General features: G+C 68.2%; 12 protein-coding genes. 6 read left to right on the top strand and 6 right to left on the bottom strand.

The window, feature by feature from the left end; all coding sequences use genetic code 11:
• The first annotated feature begins 136 nt into the window (after positions 1 to 136).
• Positions 137 to 1,120 carry a LuxR C-terminal-related transcriptional regulator gene (locus OHA10_RS03745; RefSeq protein ID WP_371404769.1) on the top strand — a complete coding sequence of 328 codons (984 nt, stop codon included), beginning with the start codon at positions 137 to 139 and terminating at the stop codon, positions 1,118 to 1,120.
• A gap of 81 nt (positions 1,121 to 1,201) precedes the next feature.
• The gene (locus OHA10_RS03740; protein ID WP_371404768.1) at positions 1,202 to 4,693 is read left to right on the top strand and encodes a discoidin domain-containing protein; all 3,492 of its coding nucleotides are present in this window, start codon (positions 1,202 to 1,204) and stop codon (positions 4,691 to 4,693) included.
• Here OHA10_RS03740 and proS read toward each other — a convergent pair.
• The 6 genes from proS to OHA10_RS03710 form a co-directional block, all read right to left on the bottom strand.
• The gene (gene proS / locus OHA10_RS03735; RefSeq protein WP_371404767.1) at positions 4,690 to 6,102 is read right to left on the bottom strand and encodes a proline--tRNA ligase; all 1,413 of its coding nucleotides are present in this window, start codon (positions 6,100 to 6,102) and stop codon (positions 4,690 to 4,692) included. The genes OHA10_RS03740 and proS overlap by 4 nt on opposite strands.
• A gap of 124 nt (positions 6,103 to 6,226) precedes the next feature.
• Positions 6,227 to 8,443, bottom strand: a complete 2,217-nt coding sequence (locus tag OHA10_RS03730; protein ID WP_371404766.1) for an NADP-dependent isocitrate dehydrogenase — start codon at positions 8,441 to 8,443, stop codon at positions 6,227 to 6,229.
• A gap of 86 nt (positions 8,444 to 8,529) precedes the next feature.
• Entirely contained in the window at positions 8,530 to 9,192 is a 663-nt protein-coding gene (locus OHA10_RS03725; RefSeq protein WP_371404765.1) for a pentapeptide repeat-containing protein, read from the bottom strand.
• A gap of 139 nt (positions 9,193 to 9,331) precedes the next feature.
• Complete coding sequence (locus tag OHA10_RS03720; RefSeq protein ID WP_371404764.1) at positions 9,332 to 10,153, bottom strand: ROK family protein; 822 nt, start codon at positions 10,151 to 10,153, stop codon at positions 9,332 to 9,334.
• A 20-nt stretch (positions 10,154 to 10,173) separates the two neighbouring features.
• Positions 10,174 to 10,944: a hypothetical protein gene (locus OHA10_RS03715; protein ID WP_371404763.1), complete on the bottom strand. Its 771-nt coding sequence runs from the start codon at positions 10,942 to 10,944 to the stop codon at positions 10,174 to 10,176.
• Position 10,945: 1 nt separating this feature from the next.
• A complete protein-coding gene (locus OHA10_RS03710; RefSeq protein ID WP_371404762.1) occupies positions 10,946 to 11,470 on the bottom strand; it encodes a SigE family RNA polymerase sigma factor in 525 nt (174 codons plus the stop codon).
• A gap of 147 nt (positions 11,471 to 11,617) precedes the next feature.
• On the opposite strand from OHA10_RS03710, the gene OHA10_RS03705 reads away from it, so the two are divergent.
• The 4 genes from OHA10_RS03705 to OHA10_RS03690 all read left to right on the top strand — a co-directional run bounded on the left by OHA10_RS03705 (position 11,618) and on the right by OHA10_RS03690 (position 14,514).
• Entirely contained in the window at positions 11,618 to 12,178 is a 561-nt protein-coding gene (locus OHA10_RS03705) for a hypothetical protein (RefSeq protein ID WP_371404761.1), read from the top strand.
• Positions 12,179 to 12,224: 46 nt separating this feature from the next.
• A complete protein-coding gene (locus tag OHA10_RS03700) occupies positions 12,225 to 12,944 on the top strand; it encodes a YcnI family protein (RefSeq protein ID WP_371404760.1) in 720 nt (239 codons plus the stop codon).
• Positions 12,945 to 12,946: 2 nt separating this feature from the next.
• The gene (locus OHA10_RS03695; protein ID WP_371404759.1) at positions 12,947 to 13,453 is read left to right on the top strand and encodes a copper resistance protein CopC; all 507 of its coding nucleotides are present in this window, start codon (positions 12,947 to 12,949) and stop codon (positions 13,451 to 13,453) included.
• 101 nt (positions 13,454 to 13,554) lie between these two features.
• Positions 13,555 to 14,514 carry a copper resistance D family protein gene (locus tag OHA10_RS03690; protein ID WP_371404758.1) on the top strand — a complete coding sequence of 320 codons (960 nt, stop codon included), beginning with the start codon at positions 13,555 to 13,557 and terminating at the stop codon, positions 14,512 to 14,514.
• The last annotated feature ends 35 nt before the right edge of the window (positions 14,515 to 14,549 follow it).

Genomic DNA, 14,549 nt, shown 5'->3' with positions numbered 1-14,549 from the left:
GGCGACTCGGGAGCTCACACTCACCGCCCGCGACTGCAGTTTGTCCACAGATCACCCGGCATCGCTTGGCAAGCCGCGGGTCACAGCGGCATAGTCGAGGGATCGATGCTGCCGTGGTGTGTGGGGAGCCGACGTCGTGGAGTCAGACAAGGCCGCCCCGTTGCGGGTTGACGCGGAGACCGCGATCATCCTGCGCGAGGCGTACCACAAGATCGAAGCGCTGTTCCGCTCCGACCACTACGGCCTGTATGACTACGTCCGGGTCGTCGCCGGCAAGGTCGCGCGCGTCGACGCGTTCTTCGTCGGGTTCCTGCAGGGCACCAGCCGGGTCCGGTATCCCTACGGCTACGACGTCGGCCACTACGTGAGCCCGGACACCCACAACTTCGGGCCGAACGGGCAGACGGCGTGGGTGGTGAAGCATCGGCAGACGTACCGGTTCGCCTACGACAACGGGTTCGCGCTGCATGCCGGCGTACCGGTGGGTGATCTGGGGCGACGGTCCGAGGACGCGGTGACGGTGCCGATCTTCCGGCCGGTCAAGGACGGACCGGATCAGCTGTTCGGGATGCTGTCGATGCAGAGCTACGAGCCCAAGGCGTACGACGACAACGCGGTCCGGGCGTTCGAGTGGCTCTGTGCTGTCGTCGAGCGCGTGCTGACCCGCGAGGGTGAGGACCGCGATGCCTTGCGCCGGCTGCCGGCGGGTGACGTCGGGCCGAACCTGCTGACCTCCGATCACGTGATGGAGTACCTGACGCACCGGGTCGCATCGATCCGGGAGATCGCGGCCGAGGCGCAGAAGGAGCCGGACGTGACTGCCGCCGTACGGACGCATCTCGACCGGATCATCGACGCGACCGAGCACATCCAGTCCGAGTTGATCGAGATGCTGATGGAGACCGACGAGGGGCCCGAGCGCCGGTTCGCCAGTCTGACCAAGGCGCAGCAGGCCGTCGCCGTACTGCTCGCCGACGGACTCGACAACGACCAGTTGGCCGCGGAGCTCGGCGTCAGCCTCAACACCGTCAAGACGCACCTGAGCGCGATCCTGCGCAAGTACGGCCTGCGCAACCGTGACCAGGTCAGCGACGACGTCCGCAAGTACCTGGCGCGCTGACCCTCGACATAATTGAAGACATGAAGTAACTTCCGGATGGCTGTTAATTCGGAATTATCCCGCCGCCCCTGGGAGGCCTTCGTGTCGCTCGACCCTGTGTCCCGCCGTGCTTTTCTGGCCACGAGCGGTGGTCTGCTCGCCAGTCTGACGCTGCCATCGCTTCCCTCACAGGCAGCCGCGCCGCCGGTCGATCTCGCGCGATATCGGCCTGTGCGTGCCTCGTCGGGTGCGTACGCCGCGACGCCGCCGGAGTTCGCGGTCGACGGGCTGGCGGTGCCGGGGGTGCGCGGCTCCGGGTGGCGTGCGGCCGGTGGCGATCCGCAGTGGATCGTGGTGGATCTGCAGGGGCGGTGCCGGGTCGACGCGGTGCGGCTGACATTCGAGGCGACCGCGCAGGATCCGGCGTTCGACTTCTCCGGTGGCAACCCTTACGGGAACACGACCGGTCAGGAACTGCTTTCCAGTTCGCCGCTGGACTTCCGCGTGGACACGTCGACGGACGGCGTTTCCTGGCACACGGTGCACCAGGCGACCGACAGCCCGGGCGGTACGGTCGACATCGCGCTGGACGGTCCGGTCACCGCGCAGTACGTGCGCCTGACCGGGACGCGGCAGGCGAACGCGAATGCCCTTGGTTTGAACGGTTTCGAGGTCTACGGCACGACCACCGCGCCTCGCCCGCCGGCGACGGGATGGACCGACTGGGGCAAGCACACCGGCAAACCGCCGGCGCTGCGGAAGGCCGATGACGGGACGTTTCCGATCGATTCCGGCTGGAGTCTGACGATGGACGACTTCGCCGGTACGACGGACGGCGCCGTACTCGCCCAACCGGGGACGGACACGTCGACGTGGCTGCCCGCGCTGGTGCCGGGCACCGTGCTCGGATCGCTGGTGGAGCAGGGCCGGCTTCCGGATCCGGTCGAGGGGATGAACAACCTCGAGATCCCGGAGGCGCTCAGCCGGCACGCGTGGTGGTACCACCGGACCTTCGACCGGCCCGCGGGCGCTGGTCAGCGGGTCTGGCTGGAGTTCGACGGCATCAACCACCAGGGCGATGTCTGGCTCAACGGGACACAGGTCGGTACGGTCAAGCATCCGTTCGCCCGCGCGGCCTTCGATGTCACCGCGGTGCTGCGGGCGAAGAACGCGCTCGCGGTGAAGATCACGCCGATGCCGCATCCGGGAACCGCCGGCGACAAAGGCGATGCGGGACAGTCGTTCGTCCAGTCGGCCACGTTGTACCTGGACTCGCCGACGCTGTTGGCCGCCTCCGGGTGGGACTGGATGCCGGCGGTCCGCGACCGGGCGGCCGGAATCTGGAACCACGTCCGCCTCCGTTTCACTGGTGACGTCGTCATCGGCGATCCGCGCGTGGTGACGAAGGTCCCGAGCCTCTCCAGGGCAACCGTCGCCGTTACGGTCCCGGTCAGCAACGCCGCAAGCGCTCCCCGCACCGTCACAGTTCGTGCGACCTTCGCGGGCCACATCGCCACCCGAACCCTCTCGCTGCAGGCAGGCGCTGTCGCGGACGTCGCCTTCGATCCGCTGACGATCGACGATCCGGAGCTGTGGTGGCCGAACGGATATGGCGCGCCCACTCTGCAGGAGTTGACTGTGAGCGCGGGCGTTGGCGGTCAGGTGAGCGACAGCCGGACGACGACCTTCGGAATCCGGGAGTTCTCGTACGACTACGACCTGCCGATCGTCATCGACCCGGCGACGAACAGTGCGCCCCAGACCGTGGAGATCCCGCGGCAGACCGCGCGGTACCTGCGGATCCAGGGGCGCCGTCGAGCGACAGGGTGGGGTTATTCGCTGTGGACGTTGGCGATTCGCGACTCGGCCGATCCGTCGGTGGATCTGGCGCGGGCCGGTACGGCGACGGCGTCGTCGGATGACGGGAGCCCGGCGGGGCAGGCGATCGACGGGAACGACCGCACGCGGTGGTCGTCGCAGTACGACGATGACGAGTGGATTCAGGTCGATCTCGGTACTCCGAAGTCCTTCGACCGGGTCGAGTTGTTGTGGGAGACGGCGTACGCGTCGTTGTTCACGATTCAGGTGTCCGAGGACGGCGGCACGTGGACCGATGTGCTGGATGTCAGCAATGCGCCGGTGCCGTTGAAGATCAGTGTGAACGGCGTACGGGTGTTCTGTCGCGGCGGGAACTGGGGCTGGGACGAGCTGCTGCGGCGGATGCCCGAGGAGAAGATGCGGGCCGTGATCGGCATGCATCGGGACATGAACTTCACGATGATCCGCAACTGGATCGGCTCGAGCACGCGCGAGGAGTTCTATCAGGCCTGCGACGAGAACGGGATCCTGGTCTGGAACGATTTCTGGGAGGCGGGCCCGTTCACCGACGATCTCCCGGGGTACGCCGAGATCGCGCGCGACACGATCGTGCGGTACCGGACGCATCCGTGCATCGTGATCTGGTGCGGCGCGAACGAGGAGAACCCGCCGGCCGCGATCGACGCCGCGATCACAGCCGCGGTGCGCGAGGAGGACGACGAGATCCTGTACCTGCCGAACTCGGCGGCCGGGTTCGTGTCCGGACACGGGCCGTACTACTGGGTCGATCCGGTGAAGTACTTCGACCCGAACACCTACGACACGTTCAACTTCGGGTTCCACACCGAGATCGGGATGCCGACGATCCCGGTGGTGGAGAGCATGCGCCATCTCGTCGGGGACGGCGATCCGGGGTGGCCGATCGGTACGCCGTGGTTCCATCACGACTGGTCGACGCACGGCAACCAGCGACCGGACACGTACCTGGGCGCGGTCGACGAACGGCTCGGATCCTCCAGCGGGCTGGAAGAATTCACCCGTAAGGCGCAGTTCGTGAACTACGAGAACATGCGCGCGATGTTCGAGGCATGGAACGCGCACCTGTGGACGGATGCGTCGGCGTTGTTGCTGTGGATGTCGCATCCGGCGTGGCATTCGACCGTTTGGCAGACCTACGACTACGACCTCGACGTCAACGGCAGCTACTACGGCGCCCGCAAGGGCTGTGAGGCGATCCACGTCCAGGCCAACCAGAGCGACTGGACCACGGTCGTCGTCAACCACACCCGCAACCCCGTCACCGCAATGATCCAGGCGGATCTGTACGACCTCGAAGGCAACTTGCTTGCTACCGACTCCCAATCGCTAACAGTTGAAGGAAGCAACAAACGTGACGCTTTCGCGGTGGCATTCGGAGCCGGGCTACCTGACCTCCACCTGCTGAGGCTGAAGCTCACCGGTGCCGACGGAGTGCTGTCCGAGAACACCTACTGGCGCTACCGGAAGCCCGCTGACCTGCAGGAACTCAACGAGTTGCCCACGGCCCGCCTGGAGGTGCGGTCCAGCGGCAACCGCGCGACAGTCCGCAACACCGGGAAGGTGATCGCGGCCATGGTGCGGATGTCGTTGCGGGATTGGGCAGGCGAGCGGGTGCTGCCGACGACGTACTCCGACAACTACTTCTGGCTGCTACCGGGTGAGACACGCACGATCACCGTCAGCACGCCGAGCTCGGCCTCCGGCGTGAAGCTGGAGGCCGAGCCCTACAACAACTAGTAGGAGCGCGCGGCGTACGCGATCAGGTCGGGTTCGGTGTCGTCGAGCGGGAGGGTGCCATCGGGGCGCTGCAGGCAGCGGACCGTGATGCCGGACTCGGCCAGCCGGTCCTCGCCCTCTTCGCCGATGGCGTCGTACGGGAGGCTGGCCCAGCCGGCCGCGGCTGCCTCCACTGCCTCGTCGACCGTCGAGACCGCGGTGACGCGTGCCGTGTGGCGAGCTGTCGCATCCTGCAGCAGCTGCGCCTGATCGGTGTCGATCGCGTCGACGACGGTCGACGTGAGCTCGGAGAGGCTGACGGCGGTCTTGGCGGAGTCGCGGAGACGGCGTACGACGGTTGCCACCTCTGCGGCCAGATCGCGCGGGCCGAGCTCGATGCGGATCGGGACGCCCTTGAGCTCCCAGTTGACCGCGCGGCGACCGAACGGCTGGTCGGTGCGGTTGTCGACCGTCACGCGCAGGCCGGCCGCCTCGAGGTCCTTGGCGATGCGCTGAGCAGCCTCGATCGTTTCGTCCCTGACGGCGAGTACGACGACCTGGATCGGAGCGACCGCGGGCGGGACGCGGAGGCCGGCGTCGTCGCCGTGCACCATGATCAGGCCGCCGACCATCCGGGTGGTGCTGCCCCAGGACGTGGTCCAGGCGAGCTCGCGTTCGCCGTCGCTCGACAGGTAGTTGATGTCGAAGGCGCGGGCGAAGTTCTGGCCGAGTTCGTGGGACGTGCACATCTGCAGGGCTTTGCCGTCGCCGGTCATCGCTTCGAGGGTCATGGTGTTGATCGCGCCGGCGAAGCGTTCGCGCCGGGTCTTGCGGCCGGCGACGACCGGGATCGCGAGGACGTCGACCATGACGTCGCGATACACGTCGTACAGGATCTTGGTGGCGAACGCGCGGGCGTCCTCGAAGGTGGCGTGGGCGGTGTGGCCTTCTTGCCAGAGGAACTCGGTGGTGCGGAGGAACAGCCGTGGGCGCAGCTCCCAGCGGACCGCATTGGCCCATTGGTTGAGCAGGAGTGGGAGGTCGCGGTAGCTCTGGATCCATTTCGCCATGTACTCGCCGATGACGGTTTCCGAGGTCGGGCGGATGACGGCGGGCTCTTCCAGTTGCTTGCCGCCGGCATGCGTTACCACCGCGAGCTCGGGGCTGAAGCCTTCTACGTGCTCGGCTTCACGTTGGAGATAGCTCTCGGGGATCAGGAGCGGGAAGTATGCGTTTGCTGCACCGGTTGCCTTGATCCGGCGGTTCATTGCCTCCTGCAACAGTTCCCAGATCCCGTAGCCATACGGTCGTACGACCATGGTCCCCCGCACCGGCCCGTTGTCGGCGAGCTCGGCTTTGGCAATCACATCCTGGAACCATCGGGGGTAGTCCGCGGCTTGCGAGGCAAGCACGGAACGGGTCGTATTCATAACGGCAGTGTAGGAAGGCGATCGCGTGGCGGCCACGCATTTCCTCAGCAGAACAAGCAGCTCCCGGCGCCCTGGCGGGCACCGGGAGCTGCGAAAGAGATGAAGCCGCGCGGTGCGTTCTACGTCAGATCGAGGCCAGAGCGTCGTTCCAGGTCTTTGACGGGCGCATGATTGCGGCCGCCTTGGCCGGGTCGGGCCGGTAGTAGCCGCCGAGGTCTACCAGGTTGCCCTGGACGGCGAGGAGTTCGTCGACGATGGTCTGTTCGTTCGCGGCCAGGGTTTCCGCCAGCGGGGCGAAGGCCTTGGCCAGGTCGGCGTCGTCGGTCTGCTTGGCCAGTTCCTGGGCCCAGTAGAGGGACAGGTAGAAGTGGCTGCCGCGGTTGTCGATGCCGCCGACGCGACGGGTCGGGGACTTGTCCTCGTTCAGGAACGTGGCGGTGGCCCGGTCCAGCGTGTCAGCCAGAACCTGCGCCCGCGCGTTGCCGGTCGCCTGCGCCAGGTGCTCGAAGCTCGCGGCCAGCGCGAAGAACTCGCCCAGGCTGTCCCAGCGCAGGTAGTTCTCCTTGACCAGCTGCTGCACGTGCTTCGGCGCCGAACCGCCCGCACCGGTCTCGAACAGTCCACCGCCCGCCATCAACGGCACGATCGACAGCATCTTCGCGCTCGTCCCGAGCTCGAGGATCGGGAACAGGTCGGTCAGGTAATCACGCAGTACGTTGCCGGTCACCGAGATCGTGTTCTCGCCGCGGCGGATCCGCTCCAGCGAGAACTTGATCGCGTCGACCGGCGCGAGGATGCGGATGTCCAGGCCCTCGGTGTCGTGCTCGAACAGGTACGTCTGCACCTTCGCGATGATCTGGGCGTCGTGCGCGCGGGTCTCGTCCAGCCAGAACACCGCCGGGTCGCCGGTCGCGCGGGCGCGGTTGACGGCCAGCTTGACCCAGTCCTGGATCGGCGCGTCCTTGGTCTGGCAGGCGCGGAAGATGTCGCCGGCCGAGACCGCCTGCTCGAGGACGACGTCGCCGGCCTGGTTCACCAGCCGGACGGTGCCGGTGGTCTGGATCTCGAACGTCTTGTCGTGCGAGCCGTACTCCTCGGCCTTCTGCGCCATCAGGCCGACGTTCGGCACCGAGCCCATCGTGGCCGGGTCGAACGCGCCGTTCGCGCGGCAGTCGTCGAGGACCGCCTGGTAGATCCCGGAGTAGCTGTGGTCCGGCAGTACGGCGAGGGTGTCGTGCTCCTCGCCGTCCGGGCCCCACATGTGCCCCGACGTCCGGATCATGGCCGGCATCGACGCGTCGACGATCACGTCCGACGGGACGTGCAGGTTCGTGATGCCCTTGTCCGAGTCGACCATCGCGAGCTTCGGGCCGTCGGCGAGCTCGGCGTCGAAGGACGCCTTGATCTCGGCGCCCTCGGGCAGCGTCGCGATCCCGTGCAGGATGCCGCCGAGGCCGTCGTTCGGCGTCAGACCGGCCTTCGCCAGTACGTCGCCGTACTGCGCGAACGTCTTCGGGAAGAAGGCCCGGACGACGTGACCGAAGATGATCGGGTCGGAGACCTTCATCATCGTGGCCTTCAGGTGGACCGAGAACAGGACGTCGTCGGCCTTCGCCTGGGCGACCTGCGCGGTCAGGAACTCACGCAGCGCGGCCACGTGCAGCGCGGAGGCGTCGACGACCTCACCGGCCAGCACCGGGATCGACTCGCGCAGCACCGTGGTGGTGCCGTCGTCGCCGACCAGCTCGATCCGCAGGACGTCCTCGGCCTCGATCACCGCCGACTTCTCGGTCGAGCGGAAGTCGTCGGTGTCCATCGTCGCGACGTTGGTCTTGGAGTCGGCGCTCCAGGCGCCCATCCGGTGCGGGTGGGTCTTGGCGTAGTTCTTCACCGAGGCGGGCGCGCGGCGGTCCGAGTTGCCCTCGCGCAGTACCGGGTTCACCGCGGAGCCCTTGACCTTGTCGTAGCGGGCCTGGATCTCCCGCTCTTCGTCGGTCTTCGGCTCGTCCGGGTACTCCGGCAGGGCGTAGCCCTGGGACTGCAGCTCGGCGATCGCGGCCTTCAGCTGCGGGATCGAGGCCGAGACGTTCGGCAGCTTGATGATGTTCGCCTCGGGCGTCTTGGCCAGCTCACCGAGCTCGGTCAGCGCGTCCGCGATCCGCTGGTCGTCCTTCAGGTACTCCGGGAAGAGGGCCAGGATCCGGCCCGCCAGTGAGATGTCCCGGGTCTCCACCCCGACACCGGCCTGGCCGGCGTACGCCTGGACGACAGGGAGGAACGAGTACGTGGCGAGCGCCGGAGCCTCGTCGGTGTGGGTGTAGATGATCGTCGAGTCAGTCACAGCCCCACCCTAATGGGCCGTCCGGCCGGACCGGGCTCCGCGTGGGCAGGCTCACGCCCCGTGCAGGGCTCGCCTGCGGAGATCGGTCAGTCGAGCTCGTCGGGGTGAGCAAGTGTGATACCGCTCGCCGCGGTGACCGCGCTGGTGAACGCCAACGTGTCGATCGGGGATGCCGCCGCGACCGTCGCACCGGCCAGCGAGGCCAGGCCCTTCGCGCCCTCCCAGGTGCAGTCCACGAAAACCGCCTTGGCGGCCTTGACCTGGGAGAACTCCACGCCGGACAGGTCGCAGCCGCGGAACACCGCCCCGGTCAGGTCCGCGGAGACGAAGTCGGCGTTCTGCAGCCGGCAGTCCGTCAGCTCCGCCTTCTGGAACCTCGAGAACCGGAACGACGCGAAATCGAGCACGCTGTCGCGGATCGTGACGTGCTGCAGGCCGGCTCCGGGGCCGGCGAACCCGATCATCCGCGACGCCGTGATCGCGACCCGGGTCAGCGCCGCGTCGGACCAGCGGGCGTTCGCGATGTCGCACTGCGCCAGCTCGGTGTCGACCAGGATCAGCTTCTCCAGGTCGGATCCGGCCAGCTTGCACCGGGTCAGCCGGCAGCCGCTGACCTCGACATGCTCGGCCACCTGGTCGCTCAGATCGACCTCGTCCAACGCGAGCTCGAGCAACCGCTCCTCGTCGTCCAGGTCGGCCGGTTCAGCCGCGTCGAGGTTGGGTCGGAGGCGAGGTGCGGCGATCTTCACGCCAACGACCGTAGCCGGGATCGCCGACACTCGGCGGATCTCCCGCACTGACCAACCGGTCGTCGGCTGCCCGGCTCGCGCGTGGCGGACGGCCCGAGCGGGCCGCGGGTCCGGGTTGGTCAGTGGTGCAGGTCCGCCTTCACGAGCGGAGGTAGTGGGCGGCTGCGCCGATCAACGCGGAGCGTTCGGTGTCCTTGGTCGCGGAGACCGGGAAGTCGAGGGACGCAGCCACCAGGTCGAAGGCTCCCGAGATCGAGCCGCCGAGGACCGTGTGGGTCACCCCGAAGCGTTCCAGCCAGGGGGCCAGAGCGCCGGCCAGGTGGGTGAAGGCGGTGACCAGGACCTCGTGCGCGGTCGGGTCGCCGGCCCGGGCCAGATCGGCGATCTCCTTCACCCCCGGCACCGTCTTCGGATACGCGCGGAGGATTGCGCGGGCGGAGATCGAGTCCTCCAGCGGCCTCCCGGCGTACGACGTCTTGTAGAGCTCGCCGCCCGGTGGGACGGTGTCGCCGTCGCGGACCACGCGGCCGTCGGCGAGGAACGCCGTACCGATGCCGGTGCCGATCGTGACGCCGAGACAGCGTTCGACGCCGCGGACCTCGCCCGCCGTCCACTCACCGACCGTGAACGCCTCCGCGTCGTTCATGAACAGGATCCGGTCGATCCCCAGCTCGGCGCCCAGCGCCGCACCGAGGTTGAACCCGTACAACTGGTCGAACTTGCCCTGCCCGCGATACCACGCCACCCCGGTCCCGAAGTCGAACGGACCGGGTAGCGCGACCGCCAGACCGTTTGCCAGCGGCAACTTCCTCGCGGCTTCGGCGAGCTGCCCGACCACGACCTCCGCGGCCTCCTGGGACGCGAGCTCGGCCCGATCCACCTCGGTCACCTCCCACGTCGCCGGCGTCACCACGGCCGCCGTGACGTGACTTCCCCCGATCTCCAGCACCGCTACGTCCATCCGGACATCATCGCAAAGAGTCAGTACCGCTCCTTGAACACCTGCTTCCCGGCGCCGTCGTACATCGTGATGTAGATCGGGTCGGTGTTCCCCTTCAAGATGCTGTCGGTGTACACGCGGTGGACCCAGTAGCCGTCCTTGACGGTGGCGTCAGCATGTTGCCCGAGGCCCGAGAACGCGATCCGGGTGACTCCCTCCGGCACGCGGCCCGCGTAGCTGTACCGAACTCCCATGCACAAGGTCTTCCGGCTCGCCCGATCGACCGGGACATCGCCGCACGCCATGCTCCAGTACCGCTGGATCTGGTACGGGCGGGTGACGATGCCGACGTTGAGCAGCGTCGCCCCGAAACCACCCACCGGCCGGCCGTTGATCGGTACGCCGGCCACGCAGTACGCGTACTGCGAGCCGTCGGGCGAGCGCCGTACCGTCATCGCGCCGTCGGGGTCGGTCACCTCGACCACCTTGTCGGTCCAGTCGCTGACCACCTGCCGGCGCCACGCGTCGTCGTTCGCGGTCCGGAAGAAGTCGTCGGACTTGGCGCACAGGTCGGTGATCATCGTCGGCTGGGGTGCCTCGGTCGCCGCCTGCGGCGCGGTGTGCCCGAGATGGCCGATGAGCAGTGCGGCGATGACGGCTGTCGCCGCGGTTGCCGCGGTGGCGGCCGAGATGATGGCGCGGCGGACCCGGGTGCGGTGTCGTCCGGCTGCGACCAGATCTGCCACATCCGGCGTGAACGTCGCGGGACGGTCGGCGGCCCGGTCCAGCAGGGTCTTCAGTTCGCTGGTCATCTCAGCCCCTCACAGCCAGGTCGGAAAGCTCGGCGAGGGCCGGATGCGTGCGCAGCTTCTCCAGCGCGCGCAGCGTCTGGCTCTTCACGGTCCCGGGGCGGCAGTCGAGGGCGGCGGCGGTCTCCTCGACGGACAGCTCGTCGAAGTACCGCAGTACGACGCAGGCTCGCTGCCGGGGCGGCAGTTCAGCGAGCGCCTTGGTGATCACGAGGCGGTTCTCGAGTACGCCGAGCGGGTCGGAGTGGTCGGTCTCGTTGGCGAAGTAGTCGTCACCGCCGACGACCTCCTGGCTGGATTTGCGGCGGAGCGCGTCGAGCGTGGTCGAGACGACGACCTTCCGTGCGTACGCCGCGACCGCGCCCTTGCGCTGGATCCGGCCCCAGACGCGGTACAGCCGGATGAGAGCCTCCTGGGTCGCGTCCTCGGCCCGTCGCCAGTCACCGCACAGCAGGTAAGCGGTTCGGCACAGAGCGTTAGCTTGATGCGTGACGAACTCGACGTAGTCCTGCTCGGTCTCCGGTCTCACCCGCAGCTCTCCCCAGTCATGCCGGGTCAAACGTGGTGGCCTCACCAACTGGTTGCACCGATCCGGCAGATTTTTCCCGCTCCCATGAGGCTAAGGGAACAAGCGTCCGCTTCTGTCCGTAGAGTGACTGGAGCCGAGGGGAACGACATGCCGACCGAGAGCAGGACCACGTCCGCGGTCGCGGCGCTGAGCGTCGCGGTGGCGGTAGTCGGTCACGTGCTCGTGGGCGGCGGCGGAGTTCCGGTCGGCGTCGTACCTCCGCTGGCGGCCTTGGCCGGGGCGTGCTGGTTGCTCGGTGAGTATCTGGCCGGTGAAAGGTTGCTGACGGCGCTCGTGCTGGCCGCGGTGCAGCTGTTCGTGCACGTCACGCTGGACTCGGCGAGCATGCACGACGCTCACGACGCTCACGACGCTCACGACGGTATGGCGATGTCGCCCGGTATCGGTGGCAGCTTGATGATGAGCGCCACGCACCTGTCGGTCCTGCTGGCCGGCGTGCTGGCGGTCGGACAGGCTCAGCGGTGGGTCGCGCGCGTCGTACGCGTCTTCGGGCGCTTCCTTCCGCGGCTTCCGGTGCTGTATCCGGTTCCGGGGTACGGCCGGGTGTTTGTCGTGGTGACCTCGCCGGTGCGGCTCGCCGTGGCCTGGCTCGAGTCGAACGTTTCCCGCCGCGGACCTCCCGGCGTACGAGTGATCGCTGCTGTCTGAACCGGCCCACGGGCCCGATTACTCGTATGCCTGGAAAGGTTCTCTCATGCCCAAGAGATTCGTCCTGCGCGCCGGCGCGATCGTCGCGGCCTCCGCGCTGGTCGTGATCGGCGCCGCGGGGTCGGCGTCCGCGCACGTCACGGTGTCCTCGCCGGACGCCAAGCCCGGTGGGTACGCGAAGCTGGTCTTCCGCGTGCCGACCGAGTCCGACAACACCAGCACCACCAAGCTCGTCGTCAGCCTGCCCGAGGACCATCTGTTCGCGTCCGTCGGTGCGCAGGTCAAGGACGGCTGGAAGGTCGAGAAGAAGGAAGAGAAGCTGCCCGCGGAGGTCAAGGTCGGCGACGTGACGCTGACCAAGGCGATCACCACGGTCACCTGGACCGCGACCGCCGGAGGGATTCCGCCGAACGACTTCGACGAGTTCGCGTTGTCGGTCGGCAGGATTCCCGAGGGGGTGGACTCGCTGAGCTTCCCGGCTGTCCAGACGTACAGCGACGGTGAGGTGGTGAAGTGGGCCGACGTCGCCAAGGACGGTGCGGACGAGCCCGAGCACCCGGCGCCGACGCTGAAGCTCACGGCCGCGCTGACTCCGGTCGCCGCGACCACGTCGGAAGGTACGTCGGACACGCTCGCGCGCTGGCTCGGCGGTGCTGGTCTGCTGGTCGGACTGCTCGGCCTGGCCTTCGGTCTGCGGCCGCGTCGTGCCGCCGCCGCCGCTCCGGCAGCTGCTCCGGCTCCTGCGACTCCTGCGGAGAAGCAGTAGCCGTGCGTCGACTGATCGCAATTCTGGTTGCGTCGCTGCTCACGCTGGTGGTTTCCACCGGCGTGGCGGCGGCGCACGCCAAGCTCGAGTCGATGACTCCGACGGACGGTTCGTCGATGGCCGCACCGCCGACGAAGATAATCCTGACCTTCAACGAACCGGTCGGGTCGAACGGGACGCAGGTGCAGGTCAACTCGCCCAGCGGGACGAACGTCGCGAACGGTGACGCCCAGGTGGTCGACAACACAGTCACGCAGCCGGTCGGCGCGATGATCGAGGCCGGGAAGTACACCGTCGAGGCCCGCGTGGTCTCGGCCGATGGCCACCCGATCACCATCACCGGCTCCTTCACCGTCACCCACGCCGGCCACCCAGCGACTCAACCGGCCGGCACCCCCGCGGCGTCCGAGGGCAACAGCAACACCGTCACCATCGTCGCCATGTGCCTGGTGATGCTGGTGGTCGTAGCGCTGGCCATAGTCATCGTCCGCCGCCGCCCCGCCGCCTGATGAGCACCCATCCGTCACCCGAGGACCCAGCGCAGCCTGTGGGGCCGGCCCCTGCCCAGCTCCCTCGATCGGGTGCGAGGGTTGGTTGGGTCGTCCTCGGGATGGTTGCTGTCGGCATCGTTGTGATGGTGGCGGCTCTGTACGCCGGTGGCGGGGCGCCGCAGCGGGCCGTGGACGGGTTGTTGGGGGCCGGGCTTGGCGTGTCCTGGGCGGTTCCGGTGCTGCGGATCGTTGCCGACGGGGCGGCGGTGGCAACCGGCGGGGCGGTGCTGGCCGTGCTGCTGTTCCTGCCTGCGGACGGCGGAAAGCTCGGCAGCAAGGCGATCCGTGCCTGCCAGGACGCGGCGTTGGCGGCCGGGATCTGGGCGGTGGCGAGTATCGGCGGGCTGATCGCGACCGCCACGGTGATCCTCGGCATCCCGCTCTCACATCTCGCGGAGCATGCCGAGCCGGCCGGTCAACTCACGCAGGTACGCGCGCTGGCAGTGGCCGTCGTACTCACCGCCGTCCTCGCCGTTGTGCTGAGTGGCGTGAAGACGATCCGCGGCGCACGTCTCGCCGCCGTACTCACGATCGCCGCCTTGACCGGACCGCTCCTGACCGGTCACGGCGCACTTGATCGCACCAGCGCCTGGTCCGTCCTCGCGACTGCCTCGCTCGTTGTGCACGTCGTCGCCGCGACCGCGTGGGTCGGCGGGTTGGCTGCCGTACTGCGGTATTCCCGTTCGCGCCAGGCCGTCGAAGTGTTCAGCACGCTGGCCCTGGTGTGCGCCGTGACGATGGGCATCACCGGCCTGCTGACAGCCGAGATCCACCTCGGCGGCCGCCAGGACAGGTGGGGCCTGATCACGCAGTGGGTGACGAGCGGGTACGGCGCTCTCGTGCTCGGGAAGACGCTGGCGTTCGCGACGCTGGTCATCATCGGGCAGCTCCACCGGCAGAGCACACTGCCGCAGCTGGAGTCGGGCGATCCGGTCGCGTTCCGGCGGCTCGCCGTACTCGAACTGCTCGTGATGGCCGGCACGATCGGCCTCGCGGTTGCCCTCTCGCGCACGCCGTAGCGGACTCGATGACATGTCAACAGATCTCCGTACAA

Source organism: Kribbella sp. NBC_00662, assembly GCF_041430295.1.
GTDB lineage: Bacteria > Actinomycetota > Actinomycetes > Propionibacteriales > Kribbellaceae > Kribbella.
The sequence above is the reverse complement of the archived record's forward strand: the minus strand, read 5'-3'. Positions and strand labels throughout refer to the sequence as shown.